Below are 20527 nucleotides of genomic sequence, written 5' to 3'. Positions count from 1 at the left end.
AAAAAGAGATGGTCAAAAATTCTTTCTAGTAAAAACAATGAGAAGGCTCTTGCCTCTTGTCATATAAAGAACATTATAAAGAATCAAACAACAATTTACAAGCATTTTCTCGTAATATGTCGAAGAATATTTTATACATTATTTTGTTTGGACAATAGAAATCAAATCCTTCATAGTAGACAATAAATGTTTAATTCCATGCTCTTTTGCTAGTTCTATAGAGTTTGATTGCCAACCAACAAGGGCGGGTAGTACACCAGCATTTTGAGCACAAATCATATCAATACTTGCATCTCCTACATACATTGTCTCTTTTGGTTTGCTATCTAATAAGATCATAGCCTTTTCAAGAGGTTCCTTGTGAGGTTTTGGATTAACTACATCATCTGCTGTAATGATGCACTTAAAAAAATGCGCAATATCAAACTGCTCTAGTGCTTTAAGAGTACTATCTTTAAGCCTTGAAGTAGCAATACCCAATTTATATTCTTTTTCATATAGGTATTTTAAGGTCTCATATACTGAATCATATAGACTGACCTCATTATCAAACCTCTTTTCTTGATAATTTCTATAGGTTCTTAAAACCTCATCTACATCGTATTCCTTATAATCCCTACTAATAACACTAGCTAGTGGCTCTCCAAAAGTAGATAAGATATATTCTTCATTATATTCCTTATTGTACACCTGACATATGTGTTTAAATGAGTTTTTTACCAATTCTGTCGTTTCTAATAAAGTTCCATCAAAGTCAAAAATAATTGTAGTAATCATAAGTTCTCCTGTTTCTATATGTATTTTAAAATTATTATATTACCTAAAAGACACTGAATTTATAGTTCAGTGTCTCAGTTGTATGGTGGAAAGTGGAATGTGGAAAGCGGAAGCTCGTCTATAGGAGAGAGCGGTTTGAAATGATTGCCTTTCAACCGTTTAACCATTGTTCAACGATTGCTTAACAATCGTTTCAAATTATTGTTTCGTCAAAACGACTTCGTCTTTTCCATCTATATCTGTTGTCAGAACATGTACAATTTCATCCTTAGACGTTGGCAGGTTTTTTCCTACAAAATCTGGTCGAATGGGCAACTCTCTATGGCCTCTATCAACCATAACAGCTAATTGAACTTTTTGTGGGCGACCATACTCCATAACCGCATTCATGGCTGCACGGCAAGTTCTACCTGTATAAATAACATCATCTACTAAGACTACTGTTTTGTCTTTTACTTCTACTTTCAATGCATTGTTTACACGAGGCTGTTCTGTCTTTTTCTCTAAATCATCTCTATAATATGTGATATCTAATACATCTACAGGAATTTTTTCTCCTTCAAATTTTTCAATGTTTTCTGCTATGCGACGAGCGAGAGGTACTCCCCTTGTCTTTATACCAATAATAACTAAGTTTTTTACACCCTTGTTTTTCTCAATAATTTCATGAGCGATTCTAGTCAATGCCCTTTTCATTGCCTTCTCATCTACAAGTATAATTGAATCTTTCATCATAAATTCTCCTGCCCCATATTTTAAATTTCTTTTGTATAGTATACCATATATTCCTCTTAATCAATCAACTCAAACAATGAATTTTCTTTACTTTACACTTTAAAATCCTGCATTTTACATTTTCAATTCTATACTGCCTTTAAAGTTCCGCATTCAGCTTTCAGTATTCGGCTTTTTCGTTTTTTCCAGTCCAACGAACTAAACGACTAACCGTCTAATCATTGTATAAAAAATACATTATAATACATTGAATTACAAATCAGTTTTGTATATAATAAGTTTTCTTAGGATTGAAAATATTATTTATAATACGAGTGAATAGATGAAAAGAAATTGTCAATAATATAATAATCTAGTAGTTTAATTGCTCGATATTGTTTATAATATAACTAATATCATTCAATCTAAGGGGGCAAAATAATGAAATTAGAAATATGTGTGGGGTCTAAATGTACGATGTTCGGTGCAGATCATATTATACAAAGTGTTGAGGATTTGCAGGAAACCGTCTTAAAAGATATGGAGATTGCAGAAGGCTTCGAATTAGAAGTATCACTAGTAAAATGCAACAATAGATGTAAGGATGAAGGGGATGTTTATCCTAAAGTCTTTATCGATGGCGAAGTGATTAACAATGCTCACAGCCAGATGGTAATGGCTAGGATTCTGGAGGCAGCCAGAAAAGAATAAAAGTATTACATGGAGGTTTAGATGAAGGAAAGTTACGTTGATGTAATAAATATTCGAAGGATGGTATTCTCAGAAATTGCTCGATTGGCCTATGAAGATGGCGATTTGACCAAATTAGGAGATTCAACATACGCCTTATTGCCTGGTGAAAGGGCAACATACCGAGAGAGTATTTTTAGAGAGAGAGCTGTAGTTGGAGAAAGACTCCGTTTAGCCTTGGGTTTAGATGTAAGAAGTGCAGCAAATATGGGACCTATTGAAGAAGGTATTGACAAAATTAATCTAGATTATAGGGTTTATGAGCCACCTCTAGTCAACGTGATTCCTTTTGCATGTGAAGCATGTCCAACAAAGACTGTATGGGTTACAAACAATTGTAGAAAATGTCTTGCACATCCATGTACTAATGTGTGCCCTACAAATGCGGTGAGTATTGAAAAAAATGCAGCCTTTATCCATCAGGACAAGTGTATTAAATGTGGCAAATGTATTAGTGCCTGCCCTTATGCAGCAATAACTCAATACGAAAGGCCTTGCGCTGCTGGTTGTGGTGTAAACGCCATTGGTAGTGACGAATTAGGTAGAGCAAAAATATTTCACGACAAATGTGTATCCTGTGGAAGATGTATACAAGAATGCCCATTCGGTGCCATAGCTGATAAGTCTGAAATTTATCAATTAATCAAATCCATTAAAAGTGGAAAAGAAGTCTATGGTATTATCGCTCCATCCTTTGTAGGACAGTTTGGTGCATTGACAAGTCCTTCACAAGTAGTAGAGGCGATCAAAGAACTTGGAATCACTGAAGTTGTCGAAGTAAGCTTAGGTGCAGATATTACAACTGTCAACGAAGCAAAAGAATTTATTGAAGAAGTACCTGAGCACAGACCCTATATGGGGACAAGTTGCTGTAGCTCGTGGAGTTCTATGGTGAAAAAGTTTTATCCTGATCAATACCAGTATATTTCGGACTCTTCAAGTCCAATGGTATACGCAGCTCAATATGTTAAGAGAAACAATCCAGATGCTCTTGTGGTTTTTATTGGACCTTGTATTTCTAAAAAACTAGAAGCACTTGAAGAAAACGTAGCTGAGTATGTAGATTTTGTTATTTCTTTTGAAGAACTCATGGGTATGTTTATTGCAAAAGACATTGAGCCATCTGAAATCCAAGTAGACGAAGAAATTCAAGATGCCTCTGTCACAGGAAGAGGATACGCAATAGCTACAGGCGTAGCTAGCGCTGTAGAAGCTATGATCAAAGAATTAGATCCAGATAAAAAGATAGAAATTGAAAGCGCCAATGGTTTACATGATTGTGTAAAACTCATGAAACAAGCGAAGGCAGGCAAGAAAAATGGATGTCTAATAGAAGGTATGGCCTGCGAAGGCGGCTGTATCGGCGGACCTGGTACTCTTACTTCACTTTCACGAGCAAGAAAAAGTGTCACCAAATTCTCTAATGAATCGATCTATAAGACACCATCTGAAAATGATAAAATTCAGTCTAAAAAATAAAGAAGAGCAATCAGCGCTCTTCTTTTTTTGCTCTAAGTTCTATGTTAAAGCATTTTAGATACGAACAGTCGCTATATAAAATGACCGGAAGGGTCGTTTGCCTCTCCACTTTCTCGCCTTAAAGTGGAGCTCTCAGCAAAGTTCCACTTTCAGCTTTCCGCTATTTTTAATTCGACAATACAAATCCTTCTTCTTCAGGCTTATAAATATACACTTCTCCTGTTTCAATAATATAGTGCCAACCACTTAATTGCAATCTTCCACTATTTACCCTTTTTACTATATAGGGATAGGTCCCCAAATTCTTTAGTTGTTCTAGAACATTTCCCTGTTCCATCATCCATTTTCTAGCACCTGGTTCATTGTCTGGGATTTTATCTACGACTTTATTTCGGACAGGCTCAATAAGTTGTAACCATTTTTTCGTGTGCTCAAAATCGCTATGATCTCCTATGCCCTTCAGGCTTGCTGCGCAACCACCGCAATTTGAATGTCCACAGACAATAATATTTTCAACATTAAGAGCAAGAACAGCGTATTCAATCGCGGACATAATCGATACATACTCTGAGGTTTCACTATATGAAGGCACAATATTGGCCACATTGCGGACGATAAATAGTTCCCCCGGTAGAGCTCCTGTAATCATATTAGGATGAATCCTAGAATCACAGCAGGTAATAAATAAAGTATGGGGATGTTGACTTGTCTTTAGGTCCCGGAAGAGCTCCTTGTGAGTTTCATAATCTTTTCTTCTAAAATTGATGATTCCATCTAATAACTTTTGCATGATTCCCCCTCCCAAAGGTCTTTGTTTTGTTTTCATACTATATATTAAACTATTTTTGTTAATTAATAAACTACTTTTTTGCTCTATAGTTTAAATAAGCACCTATTAAAATCAAAGTTACGCCTATCATGCTTAAATAATTTGGAATTTCACTCCATATAGAAATGCCGATAAATATCGAAAATACAGTATTTCCATAGGAATAGATAGAGAGATCTCCTGCTGGCGCATAAGAATAGGCAATTGTCATAAAATATTGTGCAAAAGTGGCGAATATACCTACTGTAAGCAAAACGATGAAATCAAATAAAGTAGGCATGACAAAACCACCAAAAAACATAAATGGAATCGTCAGCAATGTTGAAATACCTGTAAAATAAAATACGATAGCATTAGAAGTATCTGTCTTACTTAAATACCGTATCATAGTATAAGCAGAGGCTGCAAAAATAGCAGACAATAAACCTGCAATAGCTGGAATAACAGTATAGTCAAATTGAGGTTGAGATACAAACACTACTCCTACAAGGGCCAATACAATTGCCCCGATTTGTAGTTTTTTAATTTTTTCTCCTAAGAATAATACTGCAAATATTATGACGAAGAAAGGGTTTATTTGATTGAGTACGACGGCATCTGCTAAAGGCAAGTTTCCTAAAGCATAAAAATAAAAAACAACCCCTAAAAATCCTAATATTGCTCGGTAGCTTAGGTAGTTTGTATTATTTCCTTTAAACCCTTCTCCAGATTTAATAATAGCATGAGCCGATACAACTACACCTACAATATTTCGAAAAAATACTTTTTCCATAGTAGGAATATCTCCAGCAAATTTAACTGCAGCTGCCATTAAAGCAAAAAAAAGCGATGATGCCAACATATATGAAATACCTTTACTGCGATCTGACATAGTGTGCCTCCTTTATTTAAAAAGTTTCCATATACTTATATTATACCATTATAAAATTTATACGCTCTCAAAATGTGCCTTCCGCACTTTTTGAGAATTAAGGTATTCCTTTTGCGTCAAGATCCTTCGCTAGCGCTCCAGGATAACTCCCGTGGAGGCTTGGGGCAAAAGTAACATTTTCAACTATATTAAAAAAGTGCCCATCAGGCACTTAAAATAATTAGTAAAACAATATCATAATTAAAGTTAGTAAGGTTTTTCCGTCCAATCATTTAAAGCAAAAACATAGCTACGATAAATGTTGCTGCAAAACCGATCATAACAGGTCTGAAATTTTTTCTAGCAAGTTCGAGTGGACTAACATTGCAAATAGCAGCTACTGGTATAATTCCCCAAGGGATAATTGTTCCTCCACCAATCCAAATAGTGCTTAATTGTCCAAGACCTGCAAGCACCTCTAAATCAAATCCTCCGCCAGTGGCAAAAGCACTCGCTAAAGATCCTACTAAAGGAAGACCAGAAAATCCTGAGCCATCGAGACCTGTAATGGCTCCTACTAACATTTGAATACCTGCAACAGATAATATAGATAAATCTACAGCATTAGATAGATATAAACCTAAATCAGATAATAAACCCGTCGCATTTGGATCTAAAATCTTCTTTGCCATGTCTTCATTTCCAAGAAAGAAGAAAGCGCCAATAATGATTACAGGGGCAAATACTTTAATGCCAAAAATAAAGCCTTCTTTAATATAATCTGTAACTTTTTCTAAACAGTCACCAGGTTTATGGCAAATCATTGACACAAAACACATTATTAAAATAGCCGTACCTCCTACTAAAGCTGTTGCATCTCCACCTTTTAGCTGGTATTTGTACATAAAAAACACATCTAAAAGAAATATTAGTGGAGTGGCAATAGAAACAAAGATTAGACCAACACTGCGTTTTTTACAGGTTTCCTCAGAATTTTTTTCTATTTTATCTTCTAATATATCAATGGAGGTAATTGCACATTCCATTGCACCTGATTTCATGTCTTTTTTTAGCATAATAAAACTACAAATAACGGTTACTATGCTCATAGTTAACCACAGTGGAAAACTGTCCTTACTAAGTATTAAGGAGTCGCTAATACCAGCTGCTTTAGCCGTTATTGCAGGAGCTCCCTGTATAAAAAAATCACTAGATAGGGCAATACCATGCCCAAAGATATTCATTGCTACTGCTGCCCAAATTGGCGATAAGCCTGCTTGTAGGGCAGCAGGTAACATAATAGCGCCTACTAGGGCCACAGCTGGTGATGGCCATATAAACCAGGAAAAAAAGAGCATAACGAAACCTAGTGCAAAAAAGGCAATCGTTGGACTTTTCATAATCTTTTTAATTGGTCGAATCATCACTTCATCAGCGCCAATATCTCGAAGAGCTCGACTCATAGCAATAACTAAAGAGATGACCACAATAATTCCCCAAAACTCGTTTCCCGAGGCAATAAGAGCATTATAAACTACTTGAACGCCCTTTATAAAACTCCCTGTATACATGGCTCCAATTACTAATATACCAATAATACAAGGTAGAAGAGTATCTTTTTTAAAGCCCATTGTTATAATGATTGTTAAAACAAAAAGATAATATACATAATGTAAAGCTGTTAATTGTATCATAATGGCCTCCCCAATTGATTTACAAGTACGAGATTTTAGCGCAATTGAGGCTTCTCTTCGACTATTTTATTTTCAAAAACATTTGATAAACCTGCATAGTGGACTCGATTCTCAATCTCTTGTACATCTGTAGAATATAATTGTAGCTCTTTCATCCTCTCGAAATACACAGAGCCTGAGAATGTAAACTTTTGTCCCATGCCTTCTTCTGTAGTCATAGCTTCTTTTACATAAGAAATAGCGTCACCTACCGCTAATTTATTTGGTAATTCAAGTAATTCCATACCTAAAGCATGACGCACGCTATTGTGTCCAGCTAAAACGCCTGTGCAAATAGCTTCTGTATGCCCAACAAGTAAACCTGCTTTTTCACCAGCACAGAATAAATTGCTTAGCCCGTCTACTTTAAGAGCATTGCTTCTTGGAGCCATACTCATGTATCTCATAGAATTCCCCTCACCACCTGCATACGGATCTTCATATCTAGCATTTTCAAAGCCAGGAATTTGGCGAAGTCTTTCTAGTGAATAAAAAGGTGTCATAAGCTTCGCATGGCCAGTATCTAGTAAAATGATATTGTCTTTAAAGGCTGGCAGCGCATACTGTTGACATGCTTTTACGCCAAGGTGATCTTCTTTTAAATTTTCAGGCACTGGAATAACAGCTACTCCCGTTTCATTTAATGTATCTTGTATCTCTTGAGATAATGATTCTTTATACAGTTTACAAGAACCACTCATAGCACCCACTGTCCCATTCGCCTTTTTACCAATCATCTCTTTAACGCCAGCTAAACCTGCTAAGCTAACACGGCCACCAAAGCTAGGACATCTTAAAATACACATTGCGCAGCCGTTTCCATATTTTACACAATTGTTCATAGGTCCAGCAGTACCTGTTGTATCTACAAATACATCTCCTTCAAAAATGCGACCCCTTTGATCTTCTACAGATAGGATTCTGTCTTCTTTCATGTGAATATTGTTTACTCTTCTTTGAAAGACGACTTCAACACCTAAATGAAGTAAATGATTGAGAACCTCTCCGTGAGTTGATGCAATATCATATAAACTTGCGTGTTTATGCCCAGGAAATTCAATACTTTTATGTCTGGCGGTCTTATCACATATTGTAAATAAATCTCCTCCACCCATAGCAATTAATTCTTCTGTTGCAGTAAATCGGCCATTATTTCTCATAATTCCGCCAACAAGTCCTGTCCCTAAGAGCATGTCTGTTCTCTCTAAAAGGGTTACTTCTGCACCTACTTTTTTAGCTCCTACTGCAGCTGCACAACCAGCCCAGCCTCCACCAATTACAATTACTTTTGTCAATGTATTTCCTCCTGTTGTTTGTTTTTTATAAATATCTTTTGAACCTCATAATAATAAGCGCCTTTGGCGCTTTAGTTCTAAGTTGTAAGTTCTATGTAAAACCTTCAGGTCACTAGTAGTGACCGTTACCTTTGATTATTTGCACTTGAATAAGAACTTTCTCAATATAGAGGGTTTCGCTTTGCTATTAAACGACAAAAACAGGCATTGGTAAGTACCAATGCCTGTTTTCTAGTTATGAATATCCCGAAATCAAACAAGATAGCACTCCACCTGCAATCGGTGACAGTCACAAAGTTATTCACCTTGTGCCCAGAAATAAGCAGTAGAGACTACTTATTTCTTCGGTGCTCTCCCCTTTCTTTAAGCTTTATCGACCCTCTACAGCCTCCACTTAAATACTCTTGTCAAGCACGCCTCTATCATGAAGCTTTTATTAAATTGTTTCTATGATAACATAATATTTGTGTTAATACAAGGATTTCATGTCCTTTGAATATATTCGATAAAGAGTCCTCCTAGAGCCCAGGGTCGGATCTTAAGACCCACGAAGCCAGCCTCTGAAGACTTTCCAATCCTTGAACAATTGTTTAACCATCGTTTCACTATTGTTCAACCATTGCTCGGCTACCGTTCACTAGCATTTAGCTCTGCTATCTTAACAATAACCTCCACTGCCTTTTTCATAGACTCTACTGGAATGTATTCAAATCTTCCATGAAAATTGTGTCCACCTGTAAAGATATTTGGACACGGTAATTCTTCAAAGGACAATCTAGCTCCATCTGTTCCTCCTCGGATTGGTTGAATTTTAGGCTCAATATGCACTTTTTCCATAGCCTCTTTTGCTAAGTCTACAATCTCTATAACGGGTTCGATTTTTTCTTTCATATTGTAGTATTGATCTCTAATATCTAATTCAATGAGATGATCTCCGTACTTTATATTTACTAAGCCAACAATTTTTGATAAGAGTTTCTTTTTTTCTTCAAATAACTCTCTATTGTGGTCTCTAATAATATAGTACATTTCTGTTTCTTCTACACTACCTCTAAAATCCGTTAAATGAAAAAAGCCTTCGTAATCTTCTGTATACTGAGGTTTTTGATTTTCTGGTAGTAAGCTATTAATTTCCATTCCAATTTCAATAGAGTTGATCATCTTATTTTTAGCACTACCTGGATGAACATTTCTCCCTTGAATTTTTATTTTTGCCCCAGCAGCATTGAAATTTTCGTATTCCAACTCTCCTACTTCCCCGCCATCTACTGTATATGCAAAATCTGCACCAAATTTCTTTACATCAAATAAATCCGCTCCCTTTCCGATTTCTTCATCAGGAGTAAATCCCACTTTAATAACTCCATGTGGAATTTCAGGGTGATCTATAAGGTATTCTATAGCAGTAAGGATTTCAGCTATTCCTGCTTTATCATCAGCCCCTAACAAAGTATTCCCATCTGTAGTAATTAAAGTTTGCCCTATATACTCCTTTAATTCTGGAAAATCCTTTGGAGATAAGATAATTTGCTTTTCTTCATTTAATAAGATCTCTTTGCCATCATAGTTAGAAACGATTTGCGGATTAACATTTTCTCCAGACATATCTGGGCTTGTGTCCATATGAGCAATAAATCCAATAGTAGGCACTTCTTCTCCTCTATTAGAAGGCAAAGTTGCCATAACGTATCCATTTTCATCTAAAGAAATCTCTTGTAAGCCTAATTCCTTTAATTCCTCCACTAACACCTTCGCTAAATCAAGTTGACAAGATGTGCTAGGATGTGAATTGGATTCTGAATCAGAGGTGGTGTGTATCTTTACATACTTTAAAAATCTCTCAACGATTTTATCCATTTTTATATCTCCTTTTTCTTTTGGTATTAGTATACCATAATTTGTAGGAACAATAATTGAACAGTTGTCCAACTATTGTTGAATGATAGGAATAATTGCTGAGACTGGCTGTGGAGGTATTAAAATCCTACCCTACGCTCCAAGATGCTCCTTTCAGAGTCTTAGTGACTTTTCCAACATACCAACTTAAGAGTTCCCCATTGCACATTTAGCTTTCCGCTGCACCTCTAAGATTAAATGATAAAAATATTACATCAAACTTCACTAATGCAAATAAAAAGCGCCGAAGCGCTTCTATAAAGTTTAACCACATATTCATCCTAGATATGGATGAAAGGAGCGAACACTTTGATTATATGCCTTTTCCTTTTCACGAGTTAACGGCACTTGACCCTTCATAGCGTAAAGTAAACGTCTTTCTACTTCTTGCCAATCGATTAAATCCCACCAGGCTTCAATGTAATCTCTTCTCTTGTTTTGATAATTTAAATAATAAGCGTGTTCCCACACATCACAAACTAGTATAGGAATACCACTCCATTGAGTGAGATTTTGATGCTTTCCAGCTTGTAAGATCTCTAATCGATTCCAAGTTGGTTGCCAAGATAAAACGCCCCATCCTGACCCTTCTACTTTATCAGATGCACTTATAAATTGATCTTTAAACTTTTGAAAGCTACCAAAGTACATATTGATTTGATTTAAGGTTTGAACTCCTACCTGTCTTGCTGCTCCTAAAGGAGCCATAATCGTCCAGTAAATGCTATGCAAGATATGACCAGAGCCATTAAAGGCTAGCTCGTTTTCCCAATATTTAATTAAATTATAATCCCCATTTTCTCTAGCTTCTACTAAATTAATTTCTGCATTATTTAAACCATCTACATAAGATTTATGATGTTTATCATGATGAATCCTAAGAGTCTCCTGACCTAATACCGGTTCCAAAGCATCATAAGAATAAGGCAATGGCGGTAGTACATGCTGTCCAGGAGGAATCATTCTAAATTCCATAAAAAGCACCTCCAATAGTTTTTTGTGCCATATTATTGTATTCGGATATAAGGAAATGTGGAACAGGAGATAAGAGGTGGTAAGGTGGTCAAATATACGACTTACGTCGCAGTGAACAATGAATATCGAACAATGAACAGTTTACAGTATAAAAGCTAAATATGTAGTCGTATATTTGTACTGTTCAATGTTCAGTGTTCATTTTTCATTGTTCAATTGGTTTTCCCGATTAACTATTTTTTCATTATAAATTTTTAATTCAACATTGCCTTTAAAGTTCCGCTTTCCGCTGTCAGCATTCAGCTTTTGAGGTTTTTCCCAGCTAACCTATAAAGCTTTCTGTTCATATATTTCTTAATACAAAAAGCACCCACTCTAATAGTAGGTGCTACATTTTGATTTAATTTATGGCTGAGGCGGTAGGATTCGAACCTACGAATGATGGAGTCAGAGTCCATTGCCTTACCGCTTGGCGACGCCCCAATAGTGTCTAGAAAGAATACATTAATTACTGTACTCCTTTTTTTCAAAAAAATCAAGAGCTTTCCCGAGTTTTACCCCGTTTTTTACTATAAACAAAAAATGATATAAGGGATGATTACATGTATTTCGTAATACATCCCTTATATCTCGTACTCACTCGTCATGTAATTTTCCTTTCCTATGGCTAGTATTTACAAGGTCTAGGCTTTTTAAGGGTGATTTTCTTATAAGCTTTTCATATAGGGAATACCATTGAATCGGATTCGATTTGCAAGCTAAGTTTTAGATAGCATTGTCGTCATCCTTAGTTGCCAATCTATATCATCAGGTAAAAACCTGTCATAGAGTAGGCTCCTATATCACTAGGAGGTTAATACATTCCCTATTGATCATTTCCCTATACAATTTGCTTATAAAACAAACCACAGTTGCTTTATTTCCTATCCTTGTATTTCTTATATACCCGATATCTTTTTAGTTAAACATATTTTTTGATTTAAAATTCTTTTTCAGACCAATAGGTTCTAACAATCGTTAAACAGAAGCTGAACCATTGTTAAGTAATAGCTCTTTAATCTCAAAACCATTCATAAAACTACAACCTAGTTAACTATCGTCGCCTCTAAAGTTCTTCTTCCAAACCGGAGAGCTTCTTGATGGCTGCTAAAGTAAATATCGATTCGATTTCCTTGAATAGCTCCTCCTCGATCTTCTACGACAAAGGTATTGCTAAAGTAAGGAATGTATACTTTTGTTCCAAAAGAATAATTCTTAGAAGCAGCAACAGTTCTTCCTTCTGCTGGAGAGATGCCTGATGCTGTAGTGCTTCCATCATATGGACCACAGCATTTATGACAAGAACAATATCCAGTGGCTTCAATTGTTATGGTTCTTCCTTTTACAGGAGTGTTTGTTGAAGATCTATTTGCCACTAATTTTGCCCTTTTACCTACTTCTTTGATTTCATCAACGGGATCAAGAGTTTTTTCATCTACTACTTCCCTGTTAAATTCTACTCCATCGTGATAGGTGGCCTTTTCCACAATGGTCTTTAATCCATCTACTCCCTTTTGGACAATTTTAAATTGTCCTTCCTCTAAAGAATTATTTTCTTTTACGATTTTTTCGTATTTAATTACGATTTCTGTGGTATCGAACTTTTCATCTACTCTCGTCACATGTATATTATCGCCTCTATTGACGCTTGCGTATAATGCGGGCTTGACAATATCATGGTCTTCTATGACAACATTTGCATCTTCTAAAATTTTTGCAACTTCCTTTTGTGTAGTGTATATTTCTCTGTACTCACCTTCAACGAAAATACGGACAGGTATAGCTCGGTCAATATTTATAACCGATCCGTCTTTTAACACTTCATTTCTTGCAGGCTTTACGATGTCTTCTTCTTTAACTGTGATTTGATTTGCTTTTAGCACTTCGGCTACGGTTTTATTTCCATTATATGCATATTGTACTTTTTGATTGTCTACCTCTATGATTACCTGCCGATACGAAAATATTAGAGCAAGCACAGCTGCCAAAACAAAAAGAGCAACTCCTATGAAGATCATTTTTTTTCTGATAAAGAAAAACCTAATGCATTCTAGGTTCACTATTCTTACCTCCTCAAATTAATTAAACATCTCGATTTCTTATCTGCAGTATTTTTACATATTCTTTACCTATTAAACATTATATTGTTACATATTTTATTTTATTCATAAAATCTTGACTTTTTGTAGACAAGAATAATATTTATAATAGAGTCTACAGATGTAAAATTTGGGTCTAATTAAAAAAATATATGATATTATATAAGGTACTCATTTTATGCCATAGATTAAAGTAGATATATAAAGGAAGGTTTACATGAAGAAAGAGTGGTCTATTAGCAATGATAAAATTCTATTAAATTTCTCCATGAAATATTGCCGCACGGAAGAGCAAGTCCTAAATAGCGATGCCTTTAGAGGTGTTTTAGAGCACTTCTTAAAAAAGAATAAGGAACAACCTAATCGGATATATCGCCTTATAAGTGAGACCTTGCAAAAAAATGATCTTGAGAGACAAATCTTTGCAATTACAAAAATCACGAAGCTTCTTACTATTATGACTTCAAAAGAGATTTCTGAGTCTTTCCCTGAGTTTTCTGTTTTATATGAACATAAAGAAAAATTCAGACATTTAATTGAAGCTGTTTATAAGTACTGGAGAAGTATTGAAAGGTATTGTATTATTCAGGAAGAAAAGGGAACAGAAGGTTTACAAAACATCAATTTTATAGAATCAAAACAAAAATTTGATGAGCTTATTCTCAATATGTATCGAAAGATTACAAACAATTTGTCTATGACTACTCCTAGCGTTTACCGCCAAGTTCCAGCTGGTACAAATGTAGGCCTGATCGTTGGTCAAAGCATTTGGCCCATCCCTCGAGAATACGTGATTTTAAAAGATATACCCTTTATTAAAAACATCGTTATGGAAACGCCCTTTATCACTTATCCAAAGCGAAATACTCGTGATGGTTTTTTTACAGAAGTGTTTACAAATCCTATCCGTCGAGCTGGAATTAATACAGATCACTTTTTCTGTTATCCAGCAAAAATAGGGAACTTGCTAGCTTATATTTTTATACACCGAGATTTTTTAACTCAAGGAGTTTCTCTCTCTAATTTATTTCAGATGGCTACAGAGCAAGAAATTGCTGGACGCAAACCCGATTTACTTTACGTTTATGGAGGTCACGACCCTAACCGAGAACCTAAAGATGTGTTTTACGTAGACGAAGTGAATCAAATGATGGTTGGATTTGTAACCTTAAATGAGAAATACGATTATTTTGGCTATTTAAAAAAGATGAGCCTTACTTTACACAATATCTTACAACTAAGAAGAGGAAATCTACCTATTCATGGTGCTATGGTCAATATTGTAATGAAAAATGGCAAGAGTTCAAATATTGTCATCGTCGGCGATAGCGGTGCAGGAAAAAGTGAGAGCATTGAAGCTTTTAGAAGCTTATCTGAAGATTATATAAGTGACTTGACGATTATTTTTGATGATATGGGTACATTTCATATTGGCCGCAAAGAAAATAAAATTGTAGCCTATGGAACAGAAATTGGTGCTTTTGTTCGACTTGATGACTTGGATACAGGTTATGCTTTTAAAGAGCTAGACCGATCTATCTTTATGAATCCAGATAAAATCAATGCTCGATTAATCAATCCTGTAGCTACCTATAAAGATATTATGCAAGGGCTTCCTGTAGATATTTTGCTCTATGCAAATAATTACACTAAGGTAAAAGAAGATGAGTCTTGTATAGACCGTTTTAAAACCGTACAAGAGGCCATAGAAGTATTTAAAGCCGGTAGAAGAATGTCTAAGGGAACGACTACCGAAACAGGATTAACTACTTCCTATTTTGCTAATCCCTTTGGTCCACAACAAAAACAAGATCTTTGCGATCCTCTCATCGAAAAATTTTTTACAAAGGCCTTTGAAACAGGTATATTTGTAGGCCAATTAAAAACTCAACTAGGGATCCAAGGAAAGGAAAAATCCGGCCCTGAAAAGGCAGCTATTGATTTGTTTAAAGTGATTAACGAATAAAAATGTTGAGTTCACTAAACCTTTTGGACTATTATTTTCATTGTTAAAAAAAGACAGAGTTAAAAAAAGACAGAGTTAAAAAAAGACAGAGTTAAAAAAAGACAGAATCTCGTAGGAGATTCTGTCTTTTTCTTAACTTATTTTAATGTAATTAGTTTGCTTCTTTAATGATAATTTTTGAGTTGCCAAAATCAATATGTTTTACTTCACCTGATACAGAGCATTGTTCTCCGAACAAAGAAGTTAAAACTAATAAACCATTTTCCATTGCAATTTGAGAAACATTTTCCATTATAGGATTTAATTCATTGTTGTTGTTTTCTACAAAAGCTTTACCTAGACACATATATGAATCCTCCCTTTCAAGATTTGATTTCATTTTAAAAGAGTATTTTATAATAAAAGTATTTAATATAATGCTTTTTTTATTATATGCCTTTTCCCCTCTTTAAATTCAGTATAATCCTAAAAGGTTCGACTGTCAATAAGAAACACGCTCCGCGAAGTTTCTCGCGGTTACGCCATAGTCGCCAAATGTTTGCGAGCAACCACTTGATTCATTATTTTGCGATAATAAGAAAGCACCACGCGGCGCTTTTCGTTACTCTACAATCATCGACACTCCATCAGAAACTACAGTGATTTTCCCATCCTTATTCCCGAGTATATCATTCGCTTTTTCTAGGGCTTCTTCTATAGAGTGAGCTGGAATCATGTGCATATCTTGAATCATCTCGTCTGGTGCATCGGAAATATAGATGACCTTATTCTTTAGTAAAATCCGAACTAATATTTGGGTTTCCCATTGATCGGGTATCGTTTTTTCCCTAGGTGTTGCTAAAATTCCTTCCATTAACTTGCTTAAATCTTCTGTTTCTTGAAAAGTTTTGTAGAATTGTTCTCCCCCGTGACCGTCGTTAGATTTTGCTAGCATGATGATGACACCGCCTTCTTTTACTGTGGCTTCAGCTGCGGTCATACCTTTTACTCCCTGGTAAATATTTTGGTCTAGAGGGTATCCTCCATTTGTTGATATGGCAATATCTGCTGGAACACTTTGTACTTTGCACTGGCTATTTAAAAAGTTTCGCCCTTCTATATGGGCTAAGTCTACATCTCCTGCTACTGCATAGACCACTTCTTTTTGCGCATTGATAACTACATTGACGATAAAATCTAATCTAGCAGCCCTTGCAGCATAAAGCATATCTTTATGTAGAGGATTTCCTTCTATGACTCCAGCTCTAGCGTAATCACTTGCAATAAACTCTGCATTGTGATTGTACATGACTGTAGTCCTGCTAGCAATCCCTGGAAGAACGCTTTTTCTGCCACCAGAATAACCTGCAAAGAAGTGAGGTTCAATAAAGCCTTCTGAAATCAATAAATCTGCGTCAACTGCTAATTTGTTGATGATAAGATCTCCTCCAGATGGAAGGGTACCTATTTTTACTAGCATACTTTCATCTAAGCAATCGTGAACGTAAATATTTTCTTCTTCTACAATTTTAGGGCCAAATTTTGAAATGAGCTCTTCTTTAGTAGTACCTCTATGGCATCCCGTAGAAATTAAAATGGTAATCTCTGCATTTGGATTTCCTCGTCTGATTTCCTCTAACATCAAAGGCATAATAACTTTGCTAGGAACTGGCCTTGTGTGATCACTTGCAATGATAATAATTTTATTCTTGCCCACTGCAATATCTTTTAGCCTAGGAGTGCCTATTGGATTTTCAAGAGCTTCTACCACGAGCTCTTCTTGGCTCTTCTTAGGTTTATAATAATGCATATTTGATTCTAAGACAGCATTTAATCTGCTATCAGGGATATTCGCTTCCATAAAATCTTTTCCATATGGTAGTTTAATAATAGACATATTCTTTCCTCCTTTTTGTATTAACGATAGATAAATAGTGGTCAAATGATTGTTTAAATACTAAACTCAAGACGAATAAACAAGTATAGGCGTCCAGATAATGGACGCTTTTTTTAGAAGAACAGCCAACCTACTACCAGTATTTCAATGCCAAGTAGTAGGGTATATCCTATACAGTAAGGTAATGTAGTATTTAAAATTTTTCCCTCTTTTCCAACTAAGCTGGTAGCAGAAGCAGCAATAGCAATACTTTGCGGTGAGATCATCTTGCCTGCTGAGGCACCGACAGTATTGGCTGCTGCTAACCAAGCAGGATTAGCTCCTATTTGGAGAGCTGTTTGGGTTTGCAATGCGCCAAACAAAATATTAGAAGATGTATCACTGCCTGTTACAAAGGTTCCCAAAGCTCCAATTAATGGTGCAATAAGAGGATATGCGCTTCCCGCAATAGTAGCAATAGAGACGGCAATAACAGATACCATTCCACTGTAACCCATGAGTTTTGCCATAGCTACAATGCTTGAAACCACAACAATGGTTGGAATGAGTTGTTTAATAGAAGCTATAAAAGTCTCTACTAAATCATGAATTTTTCTTCCTTGCTTTCCTTGAATCAGTCCTCCTATGACTGCAGATAAAAACATCAATGTTCCTGGAGTAGTTAACCATTGTAAAGATACAGGCTTTCCACCAGGTCCGAAGTAAAGTTGGACTTTTGAAGCTATATTATGTAATGGTTTTAAGGCAGGTATTAAATTGACAGACATGATTAAGACGAAGAGCGCAATATATGGTGCCCAAGATTTAAGTTGTTGCTTACCAGTAATGACTTCTAATTCGCTTACACCTGCAGCAATTTCTCGTTCATCTGGAAAACGCCAAACATTTTTAACAGGAAAAACTCGCACATATAAAATGATGGCTAGTAAGGATCCTAAAGAACCTACTATAGCTGCTAATTCTGGTCCCACATAAATAGCTACTAAAGTCTGAAGAACAGCAAAGATAAGCCCACTGATCAAGCACACCCCAAAGACGTCTTTTAATGTCTTAAAGGATTTTGTCAAGACGAGAACTAAGACAAATGGTAAAACGATTATAAAGAAAAATAATTGAAACGCCGTATAAGCAGATAATTGTTCTAAAGACAGTCCGGTTACCTCTGCAAGGGTAATAACTGGAATTCCTATTCCTCCAAAAGCTACTGGTACAGTATTGGCTATAAGGCAAATCACTGCTGCAAAGACCGGATTAAATCCCATACCTGCAAGTAAGCTAGCTGGTATAGCAACAGCAGTACCAAAGCCTGCAGATGCCTCTAAAAAGCCACCAAAAGCAAAAGCTAATATTAATACTTGGATTCTTTGGTCAGGAGATATGTTGGAAAGAGTCTTGTTAATCGTTCCCATAGCCCCTGTTTTTACTGTAATATTATAGGTAAAAATGGCTGCAATAATGACCCATATAATTGGCCACATAGCAGTAATTACCCCTTCTACTACAGCCTGACGCGCAAAATTTACAGGCATATTCCAAACAGTCACACTGAGTACAAAGGCAATAGCCATGGATAAAATAGTCGCCTTATAAGCTTTTATCTTTAAAATTGCTAAACAAACTAAAACACATAAAATTGGCAATAATGCTAAAATTGTCGATAAAAAGCCATTAGATAGTGGATCGTCAATTGGTTGCCACATAATAATCCTCCTTTTTAAAATAGCCATCAGCCGCCAACCTTCAGCTACCAGTAAACAAGCTACCTTCAGTAACAATAAAGGACCCGAAAGAAATACCCTAAGCCGGTGGCTGATCGCTTTTATTTAGTATAAACTCACTCTGTAATTAGAACCGAGCTTTCCAGGATTCATGATCTCATTTGGGTCAAAGGCTAACTTAATTCGTCTAAATAGTTCCATTCCCTTTTCGCCAAATTCTTCTTCAAGATATGGTAATTTTGCAAAGCCTATACCGTGTTCTCCTGATACAGCTCCACCCATTTCAAACGCTTTTTGATACATTCTTTCGAATACAGCGGCAGCTTTTTTATTCCAAGTTTCCTCGTCCATCTCGTCTCTTAATAGATATACATGAAGGTTTCCGTCTCCAGCATGGCCAAAACTGCTTATTCGAATATCACATTCTTTTTGGCATTGATCTGTAAAGATAATAAAGTCCGCTACTTTATTTCGAGGTACAACTACGTCACATTCATCCATTTGAGTAGTAGAAGCTTTAATGGCCTCTAAAAACGCACCTCTAGCAGTCCATAAGGAATCATGTCTTTCGTCTGTATCTGAAATAAGCACATCTAATGCGCCGCATTCTAAACAGATATCAGCTACTTTTTCATAGTTCATCTCAATTTCTTCTTTAGAATTGCCGTCAAACTGAAGCAAGAGATATGCATCAGAGGAATTATCCGGGAATTTCTTTCCTAAAAATTCTTCCGATGCTAAAATAACCTTTCCCTGCATAAACTCAATCGCTGTAGGGATGCTCTTTGACTTTATTATTTCTGGCACCGTTTTAATAGCGGAAGAAAGGTCTTTAAAAGGAACTAGTAAGCTCAATTTATGCTTTGGCAAAGGCAATAATTTTAAAATCAATTTGCTGATTACCCCAAGGGTTCCTTCTGAACCTACTACAAAGTCTTTTAAACTGTATCCTGAACTATTTTTAACGATTTTACCACCAAAGTTCATAACTGTGCCGTCTGGCATAACAAACTCTATACCCCTTACAAAGTCCCTAGTCACACCGTATTTTACCGCTCTCATACCTCCTGCATTAGTAGATACATTTCCACCTATAGAGGCGCTTTTCTCACCAGGATCTGGAGGATAAAATAAGTCGTGAGATTCTACAAAGGCAGTAAGATCCATAAGGAGTACCCCTGGCTCTACAGTTACTGTAAGATTCTCTTCATCCAGCTCTAATATATTATTCATCTTTTCTGTACTGAGCATAATTCCACCATAAAGGGCTACAGAACCACCTACTAGGCCTGTTCCTTGTCCTCTACTTGTAACTGGAATCCTGTTTTCGTTAGCATATTTTAGTATCTTGCTTATTTCTTGTGTGTTTTTGGGATACACTAACACCTCTGGATATCTTTCAATTCCAGCTAATTCATCTCCACTATAGTCATCATGTATATTGTTTTCTCCAACAAATAATCCTTCTTCTCCAACTATAGATAGTAAATAATTCACATCATTTTGATCAATCGCCTCATATTGCATAGTT

General features: G+C 35.9%; 16 protein-coding genes, 1 tRNA gene and 1 riboswitch. Of the genes, 3 read left to right on the top strand and 14 right to left on the bottom strand.

The annotated features are described in order from the left end of the window. Positions 1-138: 138 nt before the first annotated feature. Together Q7P22_RS07135 and pyrR are read right to left on the bottom strand one after the other, a co-directional pair. Positions 139-777: an HAD-IA family hydrolase gene (locus Q7P22_RS07135; protein ID WP_113921152.1), complete on the bottom strand. Its 639-nt coding sequence runs from the start codon at positions 775-777 to the stop codon at positions 139-141. 198 nt (positions 778-975) lie between these two features. Then, positions 976-1509, bottom strand: coding sequence for a bifunctional pyr operon transcriptional regulator/uracil phosphoribosyltransferase PyrR (gene pyrR, locus Q7P22_RS07130; RefSeq protein ID WP_113921151.1), 534 nt, complete (start codon positions 1507-1509; stop codon positions 976-978). 423 nt (positions 1510-1932) lie between these two features. Between pyrR and Q7P22_RS07125 the strand changes: the two genes are divergently transcribed. Beyond that, complete coding sequence (locus tag Q7P22_RS07125) at positions 1933-2202, top strand: hypothetical protein (protein WP_113921150.1); 270 nt, start codon at positions 1933-1935, stop codon at positions 2200-2202. Between the two features lie 21 nt (positions 2203-2223). Next, the gene (locus Q7P22_RS07120) at positions 2224-3720 is read left to right on the top strand and encodes a 4Fe-4S dicluster domain-containing protein (RefSeq protein WP_303862448.1); all 1497 of its coding nucleotides are present in this window, start codon (positions 2224-2226) and stop codon (positions 3718-3720) included. 166 nt (positions 3721-3886) lie between these two features. On the opposite strand, the gene Q7P22_RS07115 is transcribed toward Q7P22_RS07120, so the two are convergent. From Q7P22_RS07115 to Q7P22_RS07080, 8 genes are all read right to left on the bottom strand, one after another. Then, positions 3887-4510, bottom strand: a complete 624-nt coding sequence (locus tag Q7P22_RS07115) for a carbonic anhydrase (RefSeq protein WP_303862446.1) — start codon at positions 4508-4510, stop codon at positions 3887-3889. 70 nt (positions 4511-4580) lie between these two features. Then, positions 4581-5420 carry a DMT family transporter gene (locus tag Q7P22_RS07110; RefSeq protein WP_113919679.1) on the bottom strand — a complete coding sequence of 280 codons (840 nt, stop codon included), beginning with the start codon at positions 5418-5420 and terminating at the stop codon, positions 4581-4583. Between the two features lie 272 nt (positions 5421-5692). Then, the gene (locus Q7P22_RS07105; RefSeq protein WP_303862441.1) at positions 5693-7093 is read right to left on the bottom strand and encodes a hypothetical protein; all 1401 of its coding nucleotides are present in this window, start codon (positions 7091-7093) and stop codon (positions 5693-5695) included. Between the two features lie 35 nt (positions 7094-7128). Next, positions 7129-8427 (bottom strand): FAD-dependent oxidoreductase, encoded by a 1299-nt coding sequence (locus tag Q7P22_RS07100; RefSeq protein WP_303862440.1) that lies wholly within the window; start codon positions 8425-8427, stop codon positions 7129-7131. Between the two features lie 254 nt (positions 8428-8681). Beyond that, positions 8682-8857: riboswitch (Lysine riboswitch) on the bottom strand. A gap of 197 nt (positions 8858-9054) precedes the next feature. Continuing rightward, positions 9055-10284 (bottom strand): peptidase T, encoded by a 1230-nt coding sequence (pepT, locus tag Q7P22_RS07095; protein ID WP_303862438.1) that lies wholly within the window; start codon positions 10282-10284, stop codon positions 9055-9057. A gap of 315 nt (positions 10285-10599) precedes the next feature. Beyond that, on the bottom strand, positions 10600-11298 hold the full coding sequence (locus tag Q7P22_RS07090) for a superoxide dismutase (RefSeq protein ID WP_303862436.1): 699 nt from the start codon (positions 11296-11298) through the stop codon (positions 10600-10602). A gap of 408 nt (positions 11299-11706) precedes the next feature. Then, a tRNA-Gln gene (locus Q7P22_RS07085) sits at positions 11707-11781 on the bottom strand. A gap of 602 nt (positions 11782-12383) precedes the next feature. After that, positions 12384-13397, bottom strand: coding sequence for a 3D domain-containing protein (locus Q7P22_RS07080; RefSeq protein ID WP_303862433.1), 1014 nt, complete (start codon positions 13395-13397; stop codon positions 12384-12386). A gap of 256 nt (positions 13398-13653) precedes the next feature. Here Q7P22_RS07080 and Q7P22_RS07075 point away from each other — a divergent pair, with 256 nt between their 5' ends. Beyond that, positions 13654-15402: a phosphoenolpyruvate carboxykinase gene (locus tag Q7P22_RS07075; protein WP_303862431.1), complete on the top strand. Its 1749-nt coding sequence runs from the start codon at positions 13654-13656 to the stop codon at positions 15400-15402. A 151-nt stretch (positions 15403-15553) separates the two neighbouring features. On the opposite strand, the gene Q7P22_RS07070 is transcribed toward Q7P22_RS07075, so the two are convergent. From Q7P22_RS07070 to Q7P22_RS07055, 4 genes are all read right to left on the bottom strand, one after another. After that, a complete protein-coding gene (locus tag Q7P22_RS07070) occupies positions 15554-15748 on the bottom strand; it encodes a CooT family nickel-binding protein (protein ID WP_170128148.1) in 195 nt (64 codons plus the stop codon). 255 nt (positions 15749-16003) lie between these two features. Further along, a complete protein-coding gene (larA, locus tag Q7P22_RS07065) occupies positions 16004-17278 on the bottom strand; it encodes a nickel-dependent lactate racemase (RefSeq protein ID WP_303862426.1) in 1275 nt (424 codons plus the stop codon). A 113-nt stretch (positions 17279-17391) separates the two neighbouring features. Next, a complete protein-coding gene (locus Q7P22_RS07060; RefSeq protein ID WP_303862423.1) occupies positions 17392-18978 on the bottom strand; it encodes an L-lactate permease in 1587 nt (528 codons plus the stop codon). Between the two features lie 123 nt (positions 18979-19101). After that, positions 19102-20523, bottom strand: a complete 1422-nt coding sequence (locus Q7P22_RS07055; RefSeq protein WP_113919857.1) for an FAD-binding oxidoreductase — start codon at positions 20521-20523, stop codon at positions 19102-19104. Positions 20524-20527 lie beyond the last annotated feature (4 nt).

Source organism: Alkalibaculum bacchi (assembly GCF_937875145.1).
Taxonomy (GTDB): Bacteria; Bacillota; Clostridia; order Eubacteriales; family Alkalibacteraceae; genus Alkalibaculum; species Alkalibaculum bacchi_A.
The sequence above is the reverse complement of the archived record's forward strand: the minus strand, read 5'-3'. Positions and strand labels throughout refer to the sequence as shown.

Bases quoted from the DNA above. Each gene is read 5' to 3' on its own strand.
- Q7P22_RS07135 (WP_113921152.1), bottom strand. From the start codon at position 777: ATGATTACTACAATTATTTTTGACTTTGATGGAACTTTATTAGAAACG.
- pyrR (WP_113921151.1), bottom strand. From the start codon at position 1,509: ATGAAAGATTCAATTATACTTGTAGATGAGAAGGCAATGAAAAGGGCA.
- Q7P22_RS07125 (WP_113921150.1), top strand. From the start codon at position 1,933: ATGAAATTAGAAATATGTGTGGGGTCTAAATGTACGATGTTCGGTGCA.
- Q7P22_RS07120 (WP_303862448.1), top strand. From the start codon at position 2,224: ATGAAGGAAAGTTACGTTGATGTAATAAATATTCGAAGGATGGTATTC.
- Q7P22_RS07115 (WP_303862446.1), bottom strand. From the start codon at position 4,510: ATGCAAAAGTTATTAGATGGAATCATCAATTTTAGAAGAAAAGATTAT.
- Q7P22_RS07110 (WP_113919679.1), bottom strand. From the start codon at position 5,420: ATGTCAGATCGCAGTAAAGGTATTTCATATATGTTGGCATCATCGCTT.
- Q7P22_RS07105 (WP_303862441.1), bottom strand. From the start codon at position 7,093: ATGATACAATTAACAGCTTTACATTATGTATATTATCTTTTTGTTTTA.
- pepT (WP_303862438.1), bottom strand. From the start codon at position 10,284: ATGGATAAAATCGTTGAGAGATTTTTAAAGTATGTAAAGATACACACC.
- Q7P22_RS07090 (WP_303862436.1), bottom strand. From the start codon at position 11,298: ATGGAATTTAGAATGATTCCTCCTGGACAGCATGTACTACCGCCATTG.
- Q7P22_RS07075 (WP_303862431.1), top strand. From the start codon at position 13,654: ATGAAGAAAGAGTGGTCTATTAGCAATGATAAAATTCTATTAAATTTC.
- Q7P22_RS07070 (WP_170128148.1), bottom strand. From the start codon at position 15,748: ATGTGTCTAGGTAAAGCTTTTGTAGAAAACAACAACAATGAATTAAAT.
- larA (WP_303862426.1), bottom strand. From the start codon at position 17,278: ATGTCTATTATTAAACTACCATATGGAAAAGATTTTATGGAAGCGAAT.
- Q7P22_RS07060 (WP_303862423.1), bottom strand. From the start codon at position 18,978: ATGTGGCAACCAATTGACGATCCACTATCTAATGGCTTTTTATCGACA.
- Q7P22_RS07055 (WP_113919857.1), bottom strand. From the start codon at position 20,523: ATGCAATATGAGGCGATTGATCAAAATGATGTGAATTATTTACTATCT.